The sequence below is a fragment of the Novipirellula sp. genome (genome assembly GCF_041583735.1).
Classification (GTDB): domain Bacteria; phylum Planctomycetota; class Planctomycetia; order Pirellulales; family Pirellulaceae; genus Novipirellula.
Window position 1 is genome coordinate 19,156 of record NZ_JBFHFD010000006.1, and the last position, 22,504, is coordinate 41,659.

At 52.9% G+C, this 22,504-nt stretch carries 15 protein-coding genes; 11 read left to right on the forward strand and 4 right to left on the reverse strand.

Translation table 11 applies throughout. The annotated features are described in order from the left end of the window. Positions 1 to 206 precede the first annotated feature (206 nt). Complete coding sequence (locus tag ABX962_RS01245; protein WP_008691839.1) at positions 207 to 389, forward strand: hypothetical protein; 183 nt, start codon at positions 207 to 209, stop codon at positions 387 to 389. A 158-nt stretch (positions 390 to 547) separates the two neighbouring features. Here the strand turns inward: ABX962_RS01245 and ABX962_RS01250 are convergent, their stop codons facing one another. Further along, on the reverse strand, positions 548 to 1,870 hold the full coding sequence (locus ABX962_RS01250) for a replication-associated recombination protein A (protein WP_372715861.1): 1,323 nt from the start codon (positions 1,868 to 1,870) through the stop codon (positions 548 to 550). A gap of 17 nt (positions 1,871 to 1,887) precedes the next feature. Between ABX962_RS01250 and ABX962_RS01255 the strand changes: the two genes are divergently transcribed. After that, positions 1,888 to 2,337, forward strand: a complete 450-nt coding sequence (locus ABX962_RS01255; protein WP_372715863.1) for a DUF1499 domain-containing protein — start codon at positions 1,888 to 1,890, stop codon at positions 2,335 to 2,337. 216 nt (positions 2,338 to 2,553) lie between these two features. Next, the gene (locus tag ABX962_RS01260; RefSeq protein ID WP_372715865.1) at positions 2,554 to 3,273 is read left to right on the forward strand and encodes an SDR family NAD(P)-dependent oxidoreductase; all 720 of its coding nucleotides are present in this window, start codon (positions 2,554 to 2,556) and stop codon (positions 3,271 to 3,273) included. A gap of 181 nt (positions 3,274 to 3,454) precedes the next feature. Here ABX962_RS01260 and ABX962_RS01265 read toward each other — a convergent pair whose 3' ends face one another. Then, positions 3,455 to 4,792: an ATPase, T2SS/T4P/T4SS family gene (locus ABX962_RS01265; protein ID WP_372715866.1), complete on the reverse strand. Its 1,338-nt coding sequence runs from the start codon at positions 4,790 to 4,792 to the stop codon at positions 3,455 to 3,457. A gap of 152 nt (positions 4,793 to 4,944) precedes the next feature. After that, positions 4,945 to 6,147, reverse strand: a complete 1,203-nt coding sequence (locus tag ABX962_RS01270) for a PilT/PilU family type 4a pilus ATPase (protein ID WP_339942777.1) — start codon at positions 6,145 to 6,147, stop codon at positions 4,945 to 4,947. A gap of 849 nt (positions 6,148 to 6,996) precedes the next feature. Between ABX962_RS01270 and ABX962_RS01275 the strand changes: the two genes are divergently transcribed. From ABX962_RS01275 to ABX962_RS01295, 5 genes are all read left to right on the forward strand, one after another. After that, the gene (locus tag ABX962_RS01275; RefSeq protein WP_372715868.1) at positions 6,997 to 7,551 is read left to right on the forward strand and encodes a hypothetical protein; all 555 of its coding nucleotides are present in this window, start codon (positions 6,997 to 6,999) and stop codon (positions 7,549 to 7,551) included. 245 nt (positions 7,552 to 7,796) lie between these two features. Beyond that, positions 7,797 to 10,739 (forward strand): O-antigen ligase family protein, encoded by a 2,943-nt coding sequence (locus ABX962_RS01280; protein ID WP_372715870.1) that lies wholly within the window; start codon positions 7,797 to 7,799, stop codon positions 10,737 to 10,739. Positions 10,740 to 11,409: 670 nt separating this feature from the next. After that, on the forward strand, positions 11,410 to 13,806 hold the full coding sequence (locus ABX962_RS01285) for a polysaccharide biosynthesis tyrosine autokinase (RefSeq protein WP_372715872.1): 2,397 nt from the start codon (positions 11,410 to 11,412) through the stop codon (positions 13,804 to 13,806). Between the two features lie 96 nt (positions 13,807 to 13,902). After that, positions 13,903 to 15,453, forward strand: a complete 1,551-nt coding sequence (locus ABX962_RS01290; RefSeq protein ID WP_372715874.1) for an exopolysaccharide biosynthesis polyprenyl glycosylphosphotransferase — start codon at positions 13,903 to 13,905, stop codon at positions 15,451 to 15,453. Positions 15,454 to 15,715: 262 nt separating this feature from the next. After that, entirely contained in the window at positions 15,716 to 16,936 is a 1,221-nt protein-coding gene (locus tag ABX962_RS01295; RefSeq protein WP_372715876.1) for a glycosyltransferase family 4 protein, read from the forward strand. A 23-nt stretch (positions 16,937 to 16,959) separates the two neighbouring features. Here the strand turns inward: ABX962_RS01295 and ABX962_RS01300 are convergent, their stop codons facing one another. Then, positions 16,960 to 17,625: a TylF/MycF/NovP-related O-methyltransferase gene (locus tag ABX962_RS01300; RefSeq protein WP_372715878.1), complete on the reverse strand. Its 666-nt coding sequence runs from the start codon at positions 17,623 to 17,625 to the stop codon at positions 16,960 to 16,962. 471 nt (positions 17,626 to 18,096) lie between these two features. Here ABX962_RS01300 and ABX962_RS01305 point away from each other — a divergent pair, with 471 nt between their 5' ends. From ABX962_RS01305 to ABX962_RS01315, 3 genes are read left to right on the forward strand one after another with little or no spacing between them, the layout of a single operon-like run. Next, positions 18,097 to 18,888, forward strand: coding sequence for an N-acetylneuraminate synthase family protein (locus tag ABX962_RS01305; protein WP_372715899.1), 792 nt, complete (start codon positions 18,097 to 18,099; stop codon positions 18,886 to 18,888). Then, positions 18,881 to 20,029: an HAD-IIIA family hydrolase gene (locus ABX962_RS01310; protein ID WP_372715880.1), complete on the forward strand. Its 1,149-nt coding sequence runs from the start codon at positions 18,881 to 18,883 to the stop codon at positions 20,027 to 20,029. The genes ABX962_RS01305 and ABX962_RS01310 overlap by 8 nt, the downstream gene beginning before the upstream one ends. After that, positions 20,026 to 22,455 (forward strand): lipopolysaccharide biosynthesis protein, encoded by a 2,430-nt coding sequence (locus ABX962_RS01315; RefSeq protein ID WP_372715882.1) that lies wholly within the window; start codon positions 20,026 to 20,028, stop codon positions 22,453 to 22,455. The genes ABX962_RS01310 and ABX962_RS01315 overlap by 4 nt, the downstream gene beginning before the upstream one ends. Positions 22,456 to 22,504: the final 49 nt, after the last annotated feature.

Here is a 22,504-nt window from a genome sequence, read left to right on the forward strand (position 1 = left end):
AGGCGGGGCACAGGGCAACCGGTATTTTTCTCGACAAGCGTCTTGGAATGCTCTAACATCGAGTTTGCCCTTGCGACGTGAATCATGTCGCTTAGAATCAGTAGACGGCGACGATGTTTGGAATTGGCCTTTAGGAAATTCGATCGGGCGTGTTTCCGCTAAACATCTCCAGCTCGCCCATCCCCCCCTCGAACCAGGAGACTGCATTGCTTACTGAAGCGACGATCGAGAAAATGTTTCGCACATTGATGAACGATCCCAACCGTAGCGACGAAAATTTTGACAAAGCCGAAGAGCTGCTCGAAGACGAACTTCGTGCGGAAAGCCCCCTTCGCCACCGCTTGACCGTGGAACTCGAAGAACTTCGCTCGGCCGCTGCAAAGAGCTAGGTAACGATTCGCATTGCGAATCCGATGCGTCATCCGATGCAAGTGCGTCATCCGACGCAAGGATGGGTAGATTAGACTTCGAGTCGGTCGGTGTTTTTTTTGCGACAGTCTGGAAGCCTATCCTACCCAACTTTTTTTCTTTCTTGCTTAAGCTTTTCTTACTTTCCCAAACGTTTGCGAATCTCTTCCATTCGCGTTCTTAGCGTTTGTTCAAAACCACGGTCAACGGGTTCGTAGTAGGTCCGATCGACTCCGAGGTAATCTTGTTCTGCGATGCCGCCCTCGGCATTGTGGCTGTACTGATAGCCCTCGCCGTGACCCATCGATTTGGCGCCGCCGTAGTGCGCGTCGCGCAAATGCTTTGGCACAGGAATAACCTGCTTTTCACGCACGTCTTTGCGGGCGGCACTGATCGCAACGGTCGCTGCATTGCTCTTCGGCGCAAGTGCCAAATACGCGACGGTTTGGCTGAGCGTCAATTGGCTCTCGGGAAGCCCGACGAACTCACACGCTTGCATCGCGGATACCGCGATCGTAAGCGCCGCTGGATCCGCATTGCCGATATCTTCGCTTGCGAGAATCACTAAACGGCGACACAGAAAACGAATGTCTTCGCCGCCTTCGAGCAGTCGAGCCAACCAGTACACACTGGCGTCGACATCACTGCCACGAATGCTTTTGATCAAGGCGCTGGCCAAGTTATAGTGGTCATCGCCCGTGGCATCGTAGCCACTCAACCGGCTGCCGATCGATTCGACGATCGTTTCGCGAGTGACCTTAGGGTCCTTCTTGCCGCTACTGCGCACCGCGATCTCTAAAGTCGATAGAGCACGTCGAGCGTCCCCTTCACACGCTTGACTGAGGTACTCAATCGCGTCCTCGTCGACTTGCGGTTTTAAATCGCCGAGCCCACGTTGATGGTCACGCAGCGCTCGTTCGATGAGCGTACGAATCTCTTCGGGGGTCAACGCCTCGAGCCCAAACAATTGACTTCGCGACAGCAGAGCGCTGTTGACAGCGAAGTACGGATTGCTGGTGGTGGCACCAATCAACGCGACGATCCCTTCTTCGACGTCCGGCAACAATGCATCTTGCTGGCTCTTGCTGAAGCGATGGATTTCATCAACGAACAAAATTGGTCGTGCCCCCCCGGTGGAAACGATGTCACGTGCCCAGGCGAGCACTTCGCGAAGTTCTTTGACCCCGCTGGTGACGGCACTGACCATCCGCAATTTGCTGCCGGTTTCGCGGGCCAACAAATGGGCGAGCGTCGTCTTGCCGGTTCCGGGGGGGCCGTAAAGAATGATGGATCCGAGTCGCCGTGCGTCAATCATTCGGCGCAGCAATTTTCCATTGCCCAGGATTTGGTGCTGACCGATAAACTCGCTCAGCGTTTCCGGACGCATTCGAGCGGCGAGCGGTTGAGCCAATTTAAGGTTATCCTCTTCGGCATCGGCGAATAGGGAACGGCTTTCAGGCATATCCAAGGGGCTCGGTGTTGAATAAGAAATGGGGAAAACGAAAGATGCTCGGAACGTTGGCCGTGGTGATCACGATCGTGTTCGTCTTTATCGTGGCGGGATTGATGCGGATTGACAACTGGAGTCGCGATTTCACTGAGAATTCGGCAGCGATCGACGCCGATTTTCCCGACTCGGTGGTCTTGTTGGATTCTCGGTTGCACCGCTGGGTCGCGGCCACGCCCCGCTGGGAGGTCCAATCGAAAACCGAGTCCGACGGGACGATCGAGTACAAAATCACCCGTACCACGCTCCTGTTTCGCTTTGTCGATGACATCCACGTCAAATTTGTCTCGGGCATCGGTGGCCAGGGAACACGTATGAACGCGTCGAGTCAATCACGAGTTGGCAAAGGGGATCTCGGGCAAAACCCGCGAAACTTGGCCCAACTGCTCGAGGGGCTCCGCACGCCAGACGAGGCAAATTGAGCTCATTGTCGTCGTTGGCAGTCCCGCTGCGATACCAGATGGTTTATCTAGCGAGCGGCACGAGGCCTGGTTCGGTAAATTTCGAACGATTTGTTCGCTGCAACCGGGCGGCTTGCGCCGCGAACGCTACCAAACGTAGATGGGATTGGGCTGTTGCCATCGGGCTACAGTGAAAAAGAGACTCCTCAGAACGTCCCTTTTTTTAGATTCGGTCCAATGAACATTAAGTCGTTTCTCGTCCTCGGCGGCAGCCATGGCATCGGCTTCGGGATCACCGAGCGGTTGCTTCGCGGCGGCGGATCGGTGGTCGTCGTCTCGCGAACTCGCGGGCAACTCGACAGTCTTGATCCCGCACTCGCGACGCGAATGACGCATTGCGTCGCGGATGTGACGACCGACTCGATCGACACCATCGAGCTGCCCGAGCAAATCGATGGAATGGCCTATTGCGTTGGCTCGATCGGGTTATCGCCGCTGCGGATGACCAAGCCGGAATCGATGCGCGATGATTTTGAGCTGAACGTTGTCGGGGCGATGCGAATGATGCAGCGGGCATTACCCGCGCTGAAGGCCGCAGAGTCATCGAGCGTGGTTCTGTTTAGCACCGTGGCGGTGAGTCGTGGATTGGCCATGCATACAGCGGTTTCGGCAGCCAAAGGGGCGATCGAAGGGGTCGCACGCTGCTGGGCCGCCGAGCTGGCACCGCATATTCGCGTCAACTGTATCGCCCCCGCCCTCACCGACACTCCGCTCAGCGAACGCCTGCTCTCGAGTGAATCCAAGCGTGAAGCGATGGCTGCGGTTTATCCGCTCGGCCGGATCGGCCACGTCAACGATAGCGCGTCGATGGCCACATTCCTGCTCTCCGGCGACAGCAGCTGGATTACTGGCCAAGTGATAGGTGTCGATGGCGGATTATCACGGGTGCAGAAATAGATCCGATCAAGGGTGGTCGCTAAGCAGTGTCATTTGCTTTCGCCCGGTTTTTAGAGCAGAGCGGCGCGAGCCGCCCGGTCAATTTCGAACGTTCTACTCGCTGCAACCGGACGGCTTGGGCCGCGAACGCTACCAAAGTAGATGGCAGTGGATTGCAGGCTAAGCCGCCGAAGGAGCTTGGCTAACGTTTGGCGAACACGCGTTTCAGTTCATCCAGGCTGGTCAGCCCGCGAGCGACGGTCAGTACTGCTTCGGCCTGCATACCGCGATGTCCTTCGGACTTGGCAATCTTGTTCAATTGACCGATGTCCCGCGTTTTCAACACCGCGGCTTTCAATTGATCGCCGGGGATCAGCAGTTCGAAGATCGCGATTCGCCCCAGGTAACCGCGTCCTTCGCAAACATGGCAAGGGGTGATCGGTGCGGGACGTCCCTGCTCGTCCACCTGCTGTTCGATTGGCGGTGGCACAAAGGGTTGATACAACAAGGCAACCCGCCCTGGCGGGATCCCGAGTTGAGCCAATAGTTGCGGGGGCGGCTCAAAACCGACTTTGCAATTGTCGCACAATCGCCGCGCCAAGCGTTGGCACAGCACGGCGTTGGTCAGCTTCGCGACCTCTTTGGACGAATCTTTGTGTTTCGCGACAAATTGAACGTAGCCTTCCATCGCCGAGGATGCGTTCATTCGCGTCATCAAGCTTTTTTCGGTGTTTTCGACATGGTGAGCCGCGATCGCCAATGATTTTTCATCGGGCATATCGGGAAACATCAGCACGTCAGGCTCTCGCAAGATAATTTTGCTGACCATGTCGCTCATCGTTAACCCCGTATCGCCTCCGTAGAAGTTGGGGTTCACGTTGATGATGTCTGGTTCAGGCCGCGATTGTTCTTCGAACGATTGGAAATCTCGAATCAGCCGATCCGCGGCATTGACCGTGACCACCCATGTCGTCGTCAGCCCCTCGCCTTTGGGCGCGGTGACCAACACCATGTTGCCACTCGAATCGAGTTTCTGCTTAAGCGTCGCAAACATCTTGTCACGCATGCCAAGATCGGCGAGTTTTTCAAAGGGAACTTTCTCCGATTCGATCCGCGCTAGCACACGTTCGCCTGTGGGAACGCCTTGCGATTGCAGCGTCAGCGTGAATTTTTCTTTGACGACTTTTAGGTTCAGTTTGCCTGATTGAGCACTACGCCGATCCGCGGGATTCAACAAGCACAACTGTTTGAGCGCGTACAACATCGCGTCGCCCGTCTCGCGATCCAGCGGTGGCAACTGCTCCCAATTTCCATCGATTTGATAACGAATTGCGCAAGCGGCTTGCGAAAAATCCATCAAGAGATGTGTCGCTCGCGAGCGGATCGCGTGCGCCAATTGCCCGCCGGCGATGTGGTAGCCCGCGCCTTGACGAGTCGAGATCAGAAGCGCCTGCGCCTCGGTGCGATCCTTGACTTTGGGAACGAACTCAACAGGTGCAACTGTTTGCCAAAGTTGGATCGGAGCTTCTGGTTCAGCCATGAGAAAAGTTTGAAGTCAAAAAGTGGGAAAGGGTAACCGAGCGAAGTAACGCGTTGGTTTTGCGGAAAAAAGACGAGCGACCACCGTTGCGGTGTCGCGATCAACATGGGCCCCCGTGATATGACCGGCGGCTGAAAAACAGACTGCGGGTCTTACAAAATCCCCGGTGCCTTAACATCAATGCCTTTGAGGGCCATCTTTAAGGACTCTTTATTCGGCGCAACGGCAAACGCGGTTGGACGGTCAATCAATTCATCATCAATTAACTGTTTCAAACTCATGGTAAAGTCTTGCATGCCATCTTCGGCTCCAATGCGTATCGCGTCGGGAAGTTTGTTGTCATGCCCTTCGAGCACGAGCTTTCGAATCATCGGGCTGAACGTCATCACCTCGACGGTCGGAACCCGGGGCACGCCCGGGCGAATACTCTTGAGCAATTTTTGCGAAATGATCCCTTTCATATTGAACGCGATAGCCGAGCGGATGGCGTTATGCATTTCCTCGGGGAACAAGTCCAAGATACGACCAATCGTTGTCGACGCACTTGCGGCGTGGATCGTCCCAAACACCAAGTGACCGGTTTCTGCCGCGTGGATCGCTGTCATAAAGGTCTCTTCGTCACGAAGCTCGCCCACCAAAATAATGTCGGGGTCTTCACGTACGGCGTGTTTCATCCCAATCGAAAAATCCTTGACGTCTTGTCCGATTTCACGTTGGTTGATCAAACACTTGTCTTCGGTGAACATAAATTCGATCGGATCTTCCAGCGTCAGAATGTGCTTCCGATAGATGCTGTTGATATAGTTCAGCATCGAGCCGATCGTCGTACTTTTTCCCGACCCCGTCACACCGGCGATCAAAATCATACCCTGCTCGAAGTGACATAGCTGTTCGACCGAATCGGGAAGGAACAATCCTTTGAAGTCGGGAATCCAGTTGCTGATCCGGCGAGCGACTAAACCGATGCTGCCGAGTGCCTTGAGCATATTGATACGAAATCGCCAGCGAACGCCGTCCACTTCGCATTGATACGAAAAGTCGGCACCGCCCTCTTGTTCAAAGATCAAGAGGTTTCGGTCATCCATCATCGGCATCAGCAGATCGACCATTTCCTCGTTCTCGATCGGCGGCCGGTTGAGCGGTTTTAGTTCGCCTCGAACACGCACCATCGGCGGTTGCCCCGTTTTCAGGTGCAAGTCGGACCCCTCGAGCTTGACGAGGGCACGGAAGATTTTGTCGACTTCGAGTTCTTTCTTCTCTTGCAACAGCGTCGCTTTCAAGCGAGCCATGACCGCTTCGCGAGAACTATCCAAAGGGGCGGCAGTGGTTGGGGGAGCCGAAGGTTTATGGGACATTTGCGTTATCGAATCACAAAGATGGAAACGGACAGGATGAGGCAAACTGTGCGACGAAGCGAACCGTAGCGTGCTAGTTTAGCAATCGGTCCACTTGTGCATTCTAGGTAATTGCCAAAAGCACTCAACACAGCATTTTAAGGGAGGATCGATTCAGGTCGTTCATATTGTGACGCGAATACCGCCGCAGCAAATTATTTTCGCTAGTTCCTGTGGTGATCCACGCACCACCTGCGGTGCTGGGCTCGATGAATTAGGAAAGAGATGATCTGAAAACAGGGGTACCAATGTAGTGGTGCCAGAGCAAAAGGGAGCAGGAAGCAGGGACGCCCGGAGGGACGAGATCGTCGAATATGATCCACGGTGGCTGCAGCACGCCGCGAAACCAATGCCGTCTACTTAACGAGCGGTGGGGCGCAAGCCGCCCGGTTGCAGCGAGTAAAACGTTTGAAATTTAACGGGCGGCTTGCGCCGCACTGCTACCAAACCACCCGCTACGCGAAGAAGTCGTTAGCATTTGTCGCTGGCTCCCACCGATTTCCCCTGCAGAAACGCCGCTACAACCCTCACAATCCAGCCCTACATGACTTTACCGGACAGGTAAAATGGGTGGTTTTTGGAATGTAGGCAGTTTTTTTTATTGTTTCTTTGCAATCCGCAGATAAACTCTGATGAAGATTAAATATTGCAGAGATCGAGCCGGGGTGGCGTTAGGCGATCCAATATTGCGAACCCATGGAATCGAACAACTTAATAGTTAGGGCTTAAACGATGCGTTTCACGAGGATTTTCACACTTTCGGCGGCTGCCTTGCTGTGCGGTGCCGTGACAGCTCCAGCGCATGCCTTTATGGCTGCTGAGGCTGAGGTTGTTGCAGCGGAAGGCTCGCTGGACGTGGGCCAATTGGTTTCGGATTTGAATGAATTCGTAGCGAGCGAAGAGAATACCTGCGAACAAAAGCTGATTCGCGTCAACGAGGCAATCGTCTCCGTTGACCGTCTTTTGGATGCAGGGACCCACGAGGAAGCGAACTTGTTGCAAGTCCGCGACGAGCTATTCGAGATTCGCCGCAACTTGAAGTGCAGCGACGAATTGCTGGCCCTTTATCCGGTGGGTGACATTGCCGGCCCCCCGGTTGATGGTGGTTTCGTTGACGGCGGCTTCATCGATGGCGGATTTGTCGACGGTGGATTCGTCGACGGCGGATTTGCCGGAGATGGCGGTCATCACTTTGGCGGTCATCACGGCGGTCACCACGGCGGCGGTGGTGGAGCTGGCGGCGGCGGCGGTGGTGGAGGCGGCTTCGGCTTGCTTGCAGCCGGCGGAATCGCAGCTGCGATCGCTATCCCGTTGTCGACTGACGACGACGAACCGGGCACCCCCGCTTCACCCAGTGGACTGTAGTCGACGTTAGCGTCTGATTGCCGTAGAAAACAACAACAAGCCCGCTTAGTTCAAACTAAGCGGGCTTTTTTCGTTATTCCTAGTTTGACGTTTGCTGTGTTCCGGCTTCGCAAATATCCGTACATTGGTCGATATCGAAAGCGGAAAGGTTCCTGTTTGACATGGACTCTATTTCGTCGATTGCCGTTGAGGATGCACCTTCGCACGTCAGCGAAACTCGAAACTAGTACCGATTGATAGCCGCAATGGATGCGAACCAGTCCCCGGACCCACTGCCGAAGGATCAGCCCCCACAGCCGCTTGAGGGCCCGGTGCAGCCTCAGCGAGTCTCTGCGCCCGCATCGCAACCGCGTGCCGCTTCGGTGCGATCGGATTCATCGCACCGCCAACCGTTGGCCAGCGCGATCCAGCCAATGCGAACCACATCCGCTTCCTCTACTCGCGGAAGCAAGCGGCGAGGGCAAGTCCTAACCAATGACTTTGCCGCATGGGAATGGGGGCTTTTGAATCTAGCGCGGGCGACAACGATCGCCGCATTCATCTACACGTGCTGGCGTTTTGGTGGCACCGATGTGATTGTTTGGTATCACGTTGCCGCGATGCTGGCTGCGAGTCTTGTGATGTCGGCTATTGTGTGGCGAAAATCTCGCCGGCAACAACCGTTGCCCGTTCCCGCTTTGCTGTTCGGAGTGATATGCGTCACGGTTCCGATGCTACAAACGATTGAACTACCTCGTGAAGTCATCAATTGGATTGCGCCTGGAACGGAAAGAGTGATCCGCGAATTTTCATCACCCGCCATCAACCAACTTGAGCTCGCGATCCATCCGTTACAGGGGGATGGCGAGCTCGCGTCGTCCGCGTCGAGCAATCATTCTGCAACGATCAGTATCGTCCCTTCATCGAGTCATACTCGGTTGGCTCTGTGGCAATTGGGATTCGTATTCTTCGCAATCTCGACAACATTGTTCTTTACGCGTGAGTCTCGCAAGGTTCTCGCATGGACTTTGGCGATCAATGCGGCGGGACTGGCGTTTTGGGGCTTGGTTCAACGATCCTCTGGATCAAGCGATCTATTGCCGGGGATGACCAAAGACGTCGTCACGTTGCCGTTTTCGACCTTTGTTTACAAAAATGCGGGTGCCGCCGCTCTGATCCCTGGGCTTGCAGCCATCATTGGTTTGATAGGGATCCAACGTCAATCTCCTACCGGTATTCGAAAATCGACTCGTGAGTCACGAGGGATCGATTCCTATCGCCCAAGGCCTCGATGGACGGACCCACGTTTTCTATTGCTGTTATGCTTCGTCGGGTTGTTAGCAGCTGGGCTATTGGCCTCGTCCTCGAGAGGCGTATGGATCAGTGGAGCGGTAGCCGGGCTAGCGCTCTTCATAACGGTACCGTCTCGTTTTTCTGGCAAGACATTATTCGCAGCCGTGTTCATTGCAGGTTGCTGCATCGGTTTGATTGCCTTGACCGGCCTTCGAAATGAACTTGCAAAACAGTCGCAACGTTTGAACATCGACCAAGTCTCGACCGATGCACGGTTCACTCACTGGCGAGACGGAATCGACACCGCAATCGCCCACTTGCCATTTGGAAGCGGATTGGGAACGTTTGGATACGCACACCTGCCCCAGCAGGAAAACGACACCGAGCAGTGGTTCCGCGAAGCGCACAACCAATACTTAGAAATCCTGGTCGAAACAGGTGTTTTTGGGGTCATCGCGATAGCAGTTGTGATCTTACTGCTCGGAAGATCCGCCATTTTTCTGATTCGAAAATCGGCAAGCCAGGAACATTTTAGCTGGGGAATTATTGGGCTTTTTAGTCTGGCATCGATCGTGACCCAGAGTTTTGTCGACTTTGTTGTGTTGATTCCGGGAGTCATGTTTACGCAAGCGATCTTGCTGGGATGTATGGCTGCGGTCTACACGCGTGACCTTTCACTGAGCAAGGTGCTGCATCGACGATCCGGGCAACTTAGCGCTCAGAAAGTATCGGAATCAAAACTTGGCGACTTAGCATCGACTCCGCTGCGTGACCGGATGCTGCAAGTATCCAATCGTCCGTTAACTTGGTGTTTTGTCAGTTCGGTTGTGGTGCTGTTCGCTTTTATTGCGACTGACAAGAAACTGCAGACGGAAAATGCCTTAGCAAATACTCAGTTTTCGTCCGAAGATTACGAACCGAGTCCTGAAGAAATCGATTTCAACCTGCTGCTACTCTCCGATGCGATCGAGCGTGATCCGAAAAGGTGGGAACTCTATCGCCGGCGTAGTCTTTGGCATCTCGCCGAGTACCGTCTTGGATTGTTAGCAAAATCGTCGGCCGACGAATCTTCGCTAACGTGGAGTCAAACATCGTTGGACAATCTATTTCAAAGCCTTTACTCGCTTACGCAATCCGATCGCGACGGGTTGATTCATAACGTACTTGTCGATCCAAAACTGCGTGATTCGTTGGCCTTGGCAATAGCGGACCAAGAAAACACACTTCAATTTAATCCGCTTAGCCCAAATACCTATCTGTCGTGCGCCATGCTGACACCGTTGCTGCAGCGAGACACTGCAATGTGGGAAGAGAGGATTGCAAAACTTTCCCATAGCAGTCGCGGTCTGCAGTATGCCGGAGGAATGGTGGCGTATTTCGCAGGTAACCGAGACAACATGGTTGATCAGTGGCGTCGATCACTGAAGTTTGGCGACGACTATTACCCAGCGGTGCTTCAGCTTGCCGGTCGCAAATTGTCACTGGAAGAGTTTTTGAATGAAATCATCCCAGCCGAACGAAATGATCTAGCGGTACGATTCGTCAGCGAGGCAGGTGATTTCACCGTCAACCAGCACACGCTTCGGCGGCTTCGCGACCAGGTGCTGATGCGAATCCAAAGTGATTCAAGTCGCGATGAAGCCGAGAAAATGGAATTGTCTGCAAGAGTGGAAGAGTCGGGTAAAAATTGGGGGGAAGCTGCCACGTACTGGAGCCTCGCCTTACGATTACAGCCGCACAACCTCGACTATCGTTACTATCATTGCCGAGCGCTTTATCACGACGATCAGCTCAAAGAAGCGCTCGACCAAGCGACACTCTTGCGAGCACTGGAGCCCGCGACCGAACGATCCGAGAAAACGATCGAGGCGATCAAAAAGCGGATCGAAGCGGACGCTCGAAAATCAGTCCACTGAATTCGTTTCGTGATCTTGTTCCGCCCGGGTGAGCGTATGGAAGTGGCATTCTGCCGTGACACTCGCCGGGATTTCGAAGCAGCCTGGGCTGTTGGAGCGGTCGTTTGCGATTATGGGGGCTTTCGCTGAGGGGGGGCGAGCCGGGGGCGTGTTATCCATTTCGTCCCAATTTTGCCGTTTCAGTTTGGGGGATTATGCCCCAAGCGGCAGCTGGAATTTGGCACTTCGATACCTCTGAGCCGCGAGAAGCTTCGTTCTCCGTTCTTCAGTCTCGCTTCATCTGGCCCCCCTTTCTCTTGGCCCCTTTCTTTTGGGCACCCGCCCCACTCGCTCGCTTTGGTAGCACGCCCCCCCCCACCGTGTGGCGGTTGATTGGTCCGCTGAACCCGAAAAGACAGGAAAGTGGTGTTTTGGGGAACTTAGGGGGGATGCGTGCTGTCGAATCTTTTCCTAATGCTTTCATAGCGACCTAATGCGTTCAGAGCGAACGATGTGCACATTCTGCACAATTCGCAAAAGATGAAAAGATTAGGAGACACTCTTCAGTGGGATACGGATCCGCCGAGAAACAAGGATGTGCGCAAAACATGAGATTGCAAGCCTCGCGTTTGTATTGGCTCATGTGGTGTCAACATTCCTTCTTTTTTTGTGATTGAATCGGGTCCCACTGATGGCAAAAGACGTAACCAGCTCAAGTGAAGATACTCAATTTGATTTGGATCTGATCGGTGTGATTCGTCGACGTTGGGCGTTGATCGCATTTGGATTTGGTTTTGGCATCATCCTCTCGCTACTGTACCAATTTACAGCGACCAAGGTCTATGAATCGAAGGTCGAGGTCTTGGTGGGGCAGCGTTCCTCGGAGATGACATCCAGCGGAACCGCGTCCTCCGCTGCGGCCAGTGGTGATGCGATTGCAACGGACCAACTCGCGACCCATATGCAGTTATTTACCAGCCGTCGCAATCTCGCCGAGGCGATCGAAAAGAACGGTTTGGGAAAATTGGACTCGTTCCAAAAAGCAATCAAAAAGAACACTCATCCGATTGATCACCTGCTCGACAATCTTGATGTGCAGCGTGGTGGCAAAGGTTCGGCTCGCGACGCGATGGTGATCCGAGCGACTTACAGTGATCCGAAGGCCGAGGATGCAGCAAAGGTTCTGCAAGCGGTGTACGAAAGCTATCGGAGCTATGTTGAATCTCACGGTGAGAACAGCGGTGAAGAAGCCATCGAATTGATCGAAGCGGCTCGCAAGACGCACGAAGTTGAATTGGCGCAAGCTGACGAAGAGTACCGTGCATTTATTAGTTCGGTACCCGTTTTACTTGAAGGTGACACGGTTCGCGACATCCACAGGGATCGCTTAGAGAATCTCGAAAAAGAGCTTAATGAAGTTCGCTCGAATCTGGCTCAGCAAACATCACGCCTTGAATTGATTCGGACCTATTTGAATCGTCCCGAGTTGCTTGAGTCCAACGATACCGCACATCTAGCGTTGCTAAGTCAAAAGGAAGTCGAGCGACTGCAGTTGTTTTTGGATGTCACGCGTGGGGAAGCTCAGAGTGAGGAATTCCAAGCCGAGCAACCTGCTCGCGAGGAAGCGGCCCGAGCTCAGTACACACGTCTGTTGTCGCTTTTACAAACTGAACGAACCTTGGCGGAAGATTTTGGTCCCAATCATCCTTTGGTTGCTGCCACTCAGAAAGAGATCCAGGTCATTCAAGAATTCATCACTGCCAACGCACCCACAGCAACCGCGAAGCAGGGACGTAAACTTGATCCCAAGGAGATGTTAACGACCTACTCGATGCTACTTGAGCACGACATTGCCGAGTTGGAAAAACGCGAGCAGATTCTGATTGCCGATTCCGCCAACGAACTGCGGCTTGCTAAAGGGGTCGAAGCGGATTTTCTGAAAGGCAGCGCGTTAAAGGCGCAGCTGAATCGAGCCCAAGCACGCTATGACGAAGTGATCCGTCGTTTGCAAGAAATTAATCTATCCGGTTCCTACGCTGGATTTTCCACCGATCTGCTTGCGAGTCCCGAAATCGAAAAAGAGGCAGCCTGGCCAAAGATCCCGATTGTCGTTGCACTGGGGGGGATTCTTGGGTTGTTTTTTGGAGGGTCGCTGGCGGTCGCTTCCGAGCTGTTTGACGCAACATTCCGAGACGCGCACGATTTGGAATACACGCTTGGGGCTCCTGCAATCGCTCACATTCCTCGTATTGACCTGAAGAGAGTGAAGAAGGAACTGAGCCAGGAAACGAAGCTCGACCCTTCGTTGGTCGCATTTCACACGCCACGTTCTGCGGAGTCGGAATTGTATCGTGTGGCTCGGACATCGATGATGGTGAAAACCCGCGCCTCGGGTGCAACGAAGTTAATGATGACTAGTCCTCATCCAGGAGACGGAAAGTCAACGACGATCTCTAACCTGGCAATTTCGTTCGCCCAAGCAGGCAAGAAGGTATTGCTAATCGATGCGGACATGCGGCGGCCGGTGATCGGTGGGCTGTTTGGACTTGAGGCCAGCCCAGGTTTAAGCGATGCGTTGCTTGAGACGTCGGATTTGCAGGATTGCTTTCATGCATCGGAAGTACCGAATTTGATGATCATGCCGCATGGTGCACGAACTCACAGCCCTGCCGAACTGCTCGAATCAAGCCAGTTATCGAAGCTGCTTGCCGACTGTGAACGGCAATTTGATGTGGTCTTGGTTGATGCTCCGCCCCTGTTAGCGGTGGCGGACCCGGCGATTATTGCCCCGATCGTGGACGCGGTGATGTTGACCGTACGAATTCGGAAAAATGGTCGACGTCCCGTTGAACGTGCCGTTCGCATTTTGCAAGAAATCGATGTTTGCCCAACGGCGTTGATCATCAATGCAACGGAGAAGAACGGCCAGGGAACCTACGGTTACTCCAACGGTTATTCAAGCGAGGAATATAGCTATGTCGGGTACTACCACGAGTATTCGGTTACTCCGGAAAAACCGGCCCGAAAATCGGAACAATCGGCAAGATTGGTGGAAACCGTTTCAAGTTTAAAAGCGAGTAGTTTTTAGTTTGCCGACGCCAATCTTTTGTTCGCACGATCGTGCGGCAAAGCCATACTTATTAGCCTCGTCGACTCGACGCAAACCCAAAGCAGAGTGTTTTCATTGTCCACACGATTTGAAACGACCGCACGCTTGCTCGGCCCAATGGCCGTCGCCGCTATCGTTTCGTCGGAAGAAGCGGATGACGCAAATCTGGCGAGCGTGGAAGAAATCCTTTCGGAGCATACGGCTTGCCGACCTAGCCGTCGTCTGAGTGTCGCCTATTCAACCCAGGCGTTTCTGACGGGGTTACCCTTGCTGATTGTCGACCTGCTGGTGACCGGATTCTGCCTCGTCGGTGCAGCTTATATCGTTGACCTGTTTCTACAGCGGCCGCTTCACCCAGGCACGTGGAATCAATTGCCAGCGATCCTGTTGTTGCAATTTTTGTTTATGTCCATTCACCAGATGTATCCGGGGGTGGGGGACAGTCAGATCGCCGAACTCCGTGGTTTAGTTCGCTCCACCATTTTCAGTTTTGTATCGTTAGCGGCACTCAATGCAATGCTAGGGCAATTGCCAAGGGTGGAATTCATCATGTTTCTGATTGGCGTGATGATGACTGCATTCTTTTTGCCGCTCAGCCGTAATGTTGCCCGTCGTTATCTTGCTCGTCGGACTTGGTGGGGCATGCGCGCGTTGATTGTGGGGGATGCCGAATCTTCGCAGCAAACATTTCGCCGACTTAAATCACATCCAACGTGTGGGTATCGACCGGTCGCGATTGCCACCGACTACATTGAGCCCGACGTTGCAGCCAAAGCTGACTTGCGTACCGTGATCAACAGCTACGACATCGTTGAGATTGCTCGCAATCACCATACTCCCGTCGTCGTCCTGACTTCGAGTGACACGCGTGTCCGATTGACCGAGCGTTTAATTTTCACGTTTCCTTCGGTGGTCGTCTTCGGCAATTTGCAATCGGCGATCTTAAGTGGGGAACGCTCGCCCGTTCCCGGTAGCCTGATTACACGAATCAATCGCCCGTTACCTCGATTCATGCCGCGGGTTACAAAGCGTTTGTTTGATTTGGCCATTTGTGTGCCATTGTTCTTGCTGCTGCTGATCCCCGGCGCGATCATCGCGATGGCGATTAAAATCGCCTCGCCAGGTCCGATTTTTTACGGGGATCCACGCGTCGGACAACATGGGATCCGATTCAAAATGTGGAAATTCCGCACGATGATACCCAACGCCAGCCATGTGCTTGACGAACACTTGAGAGCTCATCCGGAATTGCAAGCCGAGTGGAACGAAACCAAAAAGATAAAAAATGATCCTCGCATCGTGCCCTACATCGGTTCGGCCATGCGGCGCTGGAGTCTTGACGAGTTACCGCAACTTTGGAACGTTCTGGTCGGCGAGATGAGCCTCGTCGGGCCGCGTCCTATGCCAGCGGATGAAATCGTCCGTTACAACACCAAGTTCTTTGAGTACACACATATGACTCCGGGGCTGACCGGACTTTGGCAAGTCGCGGGTCGCAATGATGTAACGTTTCAAACGCGGGTGATGCTTGTCGAGTACTATGCCAAAAATTGGTCACTGTGGCTTGATATATGGATCCTGGCACGAACCCCAAGTGTGGTTCTGAAAAACGAGGGTGCGTACTGATTTGTCGCTTCCGCATTTTTTCGGGGCGAACGAAATGACCATTCGATCATGCCCGACGGGGAATGCGTTCCCGATGGCGGCATTTCGATTGGGGATCGAGAATTCTCTCATCGCGGTGGAGGACGTCATCGGATCGGACAACCTGTCCGCGTCGTTTCGATTCTTTGATTCGTATTTAAGATTCACCCCGAGCCGAGATGAACGAGCTACACGCTAGCTTATTCACTGCTGATTCAATGACCTGACCGCAACGGAGTGCCTCGTGAAGATTTTAGTTGTTACTAATCTGTTTCATCCCGACCGCGGAGGTGGTGCCTCGGTTTTTTCCGACATGTGTTACGGGCTTGTCGAGCGGGGGCATGATGTGACGGTGTTCAGCACCTATCCCTACTATCCCGAATGGAAAAATAAATCGGGAGCGAAACCTTGGCGAACCACGACGGAAACGATCAACGGCGTGCGTGTCGTTCGTTTTGGGATGTATATCCCCACCAACCCCTCGAAGTTTATCCCTCGTGTGATGTTCGAGTTGTCCTTCACATTGAGCTTGATGCGTAGTCTGTTCTATTTCTGTCGTTATGACGCTGTGATGGTGTATTGCCCGGTGCTTAGCTCGGTGCTGTATGGTGCAATCCGGCGGATATTCTACCGAGAACCGATGTGGCTAAATGTACAAGACATTCCCGCGGATGCAGCGGCGGCCGCGGGGATCAGCAAAAATCGATTTGCCAACCGTCTAAGCCAGATCGCTCAAAAATTCCTTTTCAACCGTGCGGTATTGTGGAGCTCTATTGCTCCGAAGATGATCCAACGACTGAGCGAATTGAGAACCCGCAATCAGCCAATCCATCTTGTCCCCAACTTTCTAAACACTTCGATGGCCGAGGTGATCGCGGCGCATGCTCCAAAATTGAACCGCCCTGTCTCGCAGCCGATCAAGTTGCTCTACGGTGGGAACATCGGAAAAAAGCAGGGGCTGCTGGAATTCTGTAAGCAGCTCTCGAAATCAAAACTCGCATTCCAGTTTACGATTCACGGAAACGGCGGCGAAGCGCCAAGCTTGAAGCAGTGGGTTGAAGCTAGCGGTGATCCACGATTCCGGTTTGGCGAATTCCTCGATGAGGCTGGATTCGTTCATGCGTTGTTTGAATCCGACCTTTTTGTGATCACCGAGAAATCGGGCGCTGGAGCCTCCTTTATCCCAAGCAAACTCATTCCTTGTATGGCGACAGGTACACCTGTCCTCTGTGTCTGTGACCCCGATGGGCCGTTAGGCACCGAAGTGGGGCAGTATGGCCTTGGGATTACTTCCCACTGGAATGAATTGGACGACATGCTCGATCGTTTGAACGACCTTTCTCATGATCCGCAGCGTTATGGTCAATTGCAACATAATGCAATTGAACGATCCGAGGCGTATCGACGCGATCCCGTGATTGATTTTGTCGAACGAGAGTTAACGTTGCTGACTCGCAAGAAGTGATCCCATTCCGCACTCCTTGCTAATCACTTCTTTCTGATAAAGGAAGGGATGTGCGAAATTGGAAGTTTTTCAACAACATAGTCGCTGTTCGCAAGGAATTGGTCGACTGCATCGGTTTCTCCCGCGACAGTGCCATAGTCATCCAGCACGATTAATCCACCCCGCACCACGCGATCGAAAAGATTTTTCAGAATGGCCACCGTTGGCTTGTACACATCCACATCGATATGTAAGAGCGAAATTCGAAGCTCGGGATGCTCGGTGATATAGGTAGGCAACGTCTCGAGCAAGTCGCCTTTAATTAATTCGAAATTTTCGAATCCTTTGTGTTGTAAGACTTCCTTTAATCCATCCACGGAGATTCCTTCTCCGGCCGCTCCCTCAAATTCGTTGACAAACGCTTGGTCGTTTGCGTCCTCTTGCTTCGGAAAGGCGCCAAACGCGTCGAAGCCAATGATTTTTCGAGAAAAGGGGCTTTCAAGCACTTCACGAAAACTGCAAAAGCGAATGAAGGAGGCGCCCTTAAAAACGCCACACTCAACGACGTGTCCCGGCAAATTTACGATCGATTTGTAAAGATCATAGTGTGCTAACATCTTCGGAATTCGATTCTTGTGACTCGTCAAATAGAAGCCATTCTCGTAGTCCCATTGTTGATCAACGTCGAAGTCAAATAGTTTTTTACCCATCGCTTTTTTCTTTCTCGGTGGTGCTAACTGCAGGCAAATTGAAATTGGGCTAAGGGGACTGGAGACGGAAAACCGTGTTCAATCCATGGATTCCGAAATTTCGGTTTAGACACATTCTTGCGATTGCGCCTGAGCCTTTCGTTATTTACAAAATTCGGGTCATGCACGCGATACCATCCCGGTTGTGCAAAAGCAGGTATAGCTAGCATTTGTGCTAGAGGGTTGGGTAATTTGGCGACGATGTTCCCATTATGCAGCCAGTGATGGAATCAATTCGTAAAGCATCGGGCCTAGCGAATTGGTTTGCCTCACTGAGCAAAGGCAAGTTTTTGCCCCTACAAGGCAGGCAGCGAATGGGTCGCATGATCTTGCTTAGGTGACTCCCCATCCAAATCGGGTAACAAAATGATAATCGCAGAAGTCGGATGCAACCACAAAGGCGAGATGGAGATCGCGCACGAATTGATCAAGATGGCAAGTGTGTTTTGTCAGGTTGATGTGATCAAGTTCCAAAAACGCACGAACCGTGAGCTATTGTCACCTCAAGAGTACGACCGCCCTCACCCCAATCCCCATAACAGTTACGGGGAAACCTATGGTCAGCATCGTGAATTCCTAGAGTTCAACGTTGATCAGCATCGCCAATTGAAAGAGTGGTGCGAAAAATTTGAGGTCGAATACTCGACCTCGGTCTGGGATCTCACCGCGGCAAAGGAGATGGTGCAACTGTCACCGCAGCTACTAAAGGTTCCTTCGGCTTGTAATGTCGACTTTGAGATGGCCGGATACTTGTGCGACTCCTTCTCCGGTGAAATCCATGTTTCCATGGGCATGTCCACACGCAAAGAGGAGTCGAAGATTGTTGAATTCTATGACAAGAAAGGACGTGGAAAGGACTTGGTGATTTATGCTTGCACCTCGGGTTATCCCGTGCCTTTTGAAGATCTGGGGCTATTTGAAATCAAGCGACTGATTGAAGAATACGGAAGCAACGTCAAAGCCGTGGGTTTCTCGGGGCATCACCTTGGCATTGCAGCGGATATCGCAGCGCTTGCACTAGGCGCGACGGTATTTGAGCGGCACTTCACGCTGGATCGAACATGGCGAGGAACTGACCATGCCGCAAGTCTCGAGCCGGACGGAATGCGTCGCCTGGCACGAAATCTAAAAAGTGTCGCCAAAGGTTTGACATACAAGTCCGAAGAGATTCTGCCGATTGAAAAAGTTCAACGAGAAAAGCTGAAGAGGAAAGTGAATGGCTAATCCAATCGTTGCACTTATCCCGCTTCGCGGTGGGTCACAGGGGATTCCTGGTAAAAACGTCAAGCCCATCGCAGGCAAGCCGCTCTGCCGATGGTCACTTGAAGCTGCGTGCGAAAGCTCGCTGATTGACCGGGTCTACGTTTCCACGGACAGTGAAAAGATCAAAGAAATCGTCCACTCCTTCAAGTTGCCTGTCGAAGTGATTGATCGTCCCGCTGAATACGCGACCAATACGGCATCGACCGAATCCGTAATGATCGATTTCGCCAAGAAAATAGATTTCGAGACGGTTGTTACGATCCAGGCGACATCGCCGTTGACGACCGCTAGCGACTTGGATCGCGCGATTGGGACACTTCGTTCCGATGGCTACGACAGCATGGTAACAGGGGTTATCGAGAAGCGATTTGTCTGGAGCCCAGACGGTAAAGCTCTTAACTACGATCCCGTTCATCGTCCGCGCCGCCAGGATTGGAAAGGTACTTTGGTTGAAAACGGCGCGTTTTATATCACGCGTCGCGAAATTCTTGAGCAGTACCAGTGCCGACTCGGCGGCAAAATCGGTGTCTTTGAGATGGAGCCGCGAACCGCGTTTGAAATCGATGAACCTGATGACTGGGCGGTTTGCGAATCACTGCTTCGGCGCCGTGCTTTTGAAGGCGATTATGTCGAGGTGCTCCGAGGCATTCGATTGGTTGTCTGTGATGTCGATGGTACGTTGACTGATGGTGGGATGTATTATGACGCCAACGGTGAAGCAATGAAGAAATTTAATACACGCGATGCGCATGGACTGTCGCTGCTGCGAGAACAAGGAATCGAAGTGGCCATCGTCACCCGAGAGAACTCATCGGTCGCTGCGGCAAGAGCGAAGAAAATCGGCATCCCCATTCATTTGGGGGTAATGGACAAAAGCAATTTCTTGGCAACGTTGTGTGAACAGCACGATGTGAGTCCGTCACAAGTCGCGATGATTGGAGATGATTTTAATGACATCGAAATCATGCAGCGGTCGGCGTTTTCGGCATGCCCGGCAGACGCAGTCAAGCAGGTCCGGCAAATTGCGTCCTATGTCGCAACGTTGCCAGGCGGCAGTGGCGCCGTGCGAGAAATCTGTGAAGTTTTGATTGAGAGCCGATGATGAGCCCGCCGGTTCAACCCGCACCGCTAGGAGTGCAATCGACTTCGCAGAATCATCATTCCGCGTCGGTCACTTCGACCACCGGTCGCTCCGATTTTCGCTCGACGGTTGCATTTCTCTCGGCCGCAGTGCTGCGAAAGTTCGGCAGCGCCGTTTGGATCCCGGTACTATTAGCACTCGTTTCGCCTGCGGATTTTTCTCGCTACGGAATGTTGCTGGCGGCAGTCAACCTGCTTGTGCCGCTGCTGAGCCTTGGGATTGTATTCGCCCCGATGCGACTCGCGTTCGATCATCCACAAGGAGCAAAACGCAATTCCTTGTTTCGAACGACGCTTTTCACCACGACGGCGATTGCGGGAACTGGGTTAACGCTGACGCTCGCCATCCTGCTGGTCGCTGTCCCCGACGATCCGTTGACGCACGGGTCAAGTCTGCTGAGATGTTGCATTGCGTTTCACGTCTTCGCCGCAATTCTGAGCGAATTCGCATTCTCGCTGCTTCGAGTAAAAGGGCAAGCCGTGCGTTTTGCCCTCGCGGCATGCGTGTACGCGTTCGCGCCCTTTTTTATCTCCTTGCCATTTTTGCTGTGGACTTCTACCGAACCGTTGATCGTTATTTCAGCATCAATGGCCTGTGGGCTCTTCGGCGCATTTCTAATCGCAATGCATGGAGAGATCAAACGCATTCTGTTGGCGGCACCCGAGGCGGGACTGTTAAGTTCATTGCTTCACTACTCTCTGCCGGTGTCAATGCATCTGATCGGTCTTTGGGCTATTAATGCCAGCGGTCGCTGGATCGGAACGATTAGCCAAACCTTGGAAGAAATGGCTTCCTTTACTCTGTTTTCGGCAATTGCATCGCTGTTGATGGGCTTTCCCGTCGCCTTGCTCGAAGCAAGACTACCGAAATACAATTCAGCATTTGGTCGACGCGAGTATTCCCAGGCGATCTCAATTCTTAGCCGCTGTATGGCTCTCGCTTTAGCCGTCATCGTTGTCATCTACCTTCTTATTGCAACGTCTCTTTATTTTGGCGCCGCCCGGTTACCGGTCCAGTACATTCCTAGCAAGCTGACGCTCGGATGTTTCTGTCTGTTTAATCTATTCCACTGCATCTATTTGATCGGCGTGAATATCCTAAGTGGATTGAAGCGAACGTCATTTCTCGCCGCGGCGACGATTGTTGCGGGAAGTGTCACGATTGCGGTGTCCTATTTTGGCTGCCTGTGGTACGGCGAGATCGGGTTGGTTATTGCGATGGTGTCGGGGATGCTTTGCCAAGCAGGAGTCGTAAACTTGGTCGCTTTCCATTTGGTTTCAAGTGCTCCGGAATCTGCTGCGTTACCTTTGCACGCCGTTGACCCATCAAGCCAGGATCCATCGCCGTTGGATCCGACCGCATTTCATACGATCGTCGAGGAAAGCGAACAGGTATGCGAGGGACTTGATGTCAAGAATCATCGCCTGCGTTCGTTTGCTGAGTTTATTCTGAGAACGCTAGCATTCGCGTGCAATACACCTGCCGGCGATGGGGGCCCGCCCACCGGTTGTTGCCACTATATCCACGATCCGCGGCTGGCCCGTTTTGACACCCCAGGATCGTTCCACGTCTGCACGTCACCTCGGTCGATTCGTTTCAGGAAGATTCGGCCGTCCGTTGTCGTGGCAATCGTCCGTCAATATCGACGCCTCGCCCGTAGCATCAAGCCGCAATGTCCTTTGGCTAGCTTGACGCTTCTCGATCTCGCCTGCATTACCTATTTGTCGGAACAACACGGAGTTCGCTCGTTTCATGTCGCCGCGCATTTTCAGCCGTATGTCGCGGTGTTAAGCGAACTTCGTCGCAAGCAGCTTATTGACGTCTTTACAGGGCACCAGCATGGTGCTTGGGAACTACGTCCGCTCGAGAAAATCCAGCGACGTTTGTTCTTTGATCGCTATCACTTGCTCGACACAAGGTTTCAGCACGTTTTTGAGAAGTACCTCAGTGGCAATCCGAGTGTGCGGATCGAAGCGAGCGATCTAAACAAATCAATGAGATGGCTCTCACGTGGGACACCTCACGTCGCTCTCGGATTTCAAGGAAAAGACTATCCGCCGAATTGGATGATTTTGGAGATCGTAAGCAAGGTTTGCAAAAAGTTGCAGATCGACCTTGTTGTCTACCCACATCCAAAGGAATCAGAAGCCAGCTGCAAGAAAGTTGCAACCATCGCCACGGTCGAACGTACCCAGCGTTACAGTGATTCGTTGGTTTTTGTTTCGGCATTTTCGACGCTTGGCCTCGAATTCGCGTTAAATGGACGTCCCGCGATCTTTGTGAATATCAATGATCGCCGCATTGTGTTTGACGAAACAGGGCTGGACACATCGTGTGTGCAGCTAGACGCACTCGAGTCGGCTTTGTTGAAACATCTGCAACCGTGACGCGGACTCAATACCAACGCTGCTTGTCACCACCGCTTATCTGAAATGA

Excerpts from the sequence above, each read along its gene's own strand:
- ABX962_RS01315 (WP_372715882.1), top strand. The coding sequence starts at position 20,026 with ATGATGAGCCCGCCGGTTCAACCCGCACCGCTAGGAGTGCAATCGACT.
- ABX962_RS01285 (WP_372715872.1), top strand. The coding sequence starts at position 11,410 with ATGGCAAAAGACGTAACCAGCTCAAGTGAAGATACTCAATTTGATTTG.
- ABX962_RS01265 (WP_372715866.1), bottom strand. The coding sequence starts at position 4,792 with ATGGCTGAACCAGAAGCTCCGATCCAACTTTGGCAAACAGTTGCACCT.
- ABX962_RS01250 (WP_372715861.1), bottom strand. The coding sequence starts at position 1,870 with ATGCCTGAAAGCCGTTCCCTATTCGCCGATGCCGAAGAGGATAACCTT.
- ABX962_RS01300 (WP_372715878.1), bottom strand. The coding sequence starts at position 17,625 with ATGGGTAAAAAACTATTTGACTTCGACGTTGATCAACAATGGGACTAC.
- ABX962_RS01305 (WP_372715899.1), top strand. The coding sequence starts at position 18,097 with ATGGCAAGTGTGTTTTGTCAGGTTGATGTGATCAAGTTCCAAAAACGC.
- ABX962_RS01310 (WP_372715880.1), top strand. The coding sequence starts at position 18,881 with ATGGCTAATCCAATCGTTGCACTTATCCCGCTTCGCGGTGGGTCACAG.
- ABX962_RS01260 (WP_372715865.1), top strand. The coding sequence starts at position 2,554 with ATGAACATTAAGTCGTTTCTCGTCCTCGGCGGCAGCCATGGCATCGGC.
- ABX962_RS01280 (WP_372715870.1), top strand. The coding sequence starts at position 7,797 with ATGGATGCGAACCAGTCCCCGGACCCACTGCCGAAGGATCAGCCCCCA.
- ABX962_RS01275 (WP_372715868.1), top strand. The coding sequence starts at position 6,997 with ATGGCTGCTGAGGCTGAGGTTGTTGCAGCGGAAGGCTCGCTGGACGTG.
- ABX962_RS01270 (WP_339942777.1), bottom strand. The coding sequence starts at position 6,147 with ATGTCCCATAAACCTTCGGCTCCCCCAACCACTGCCGCCCCTTTGGAT.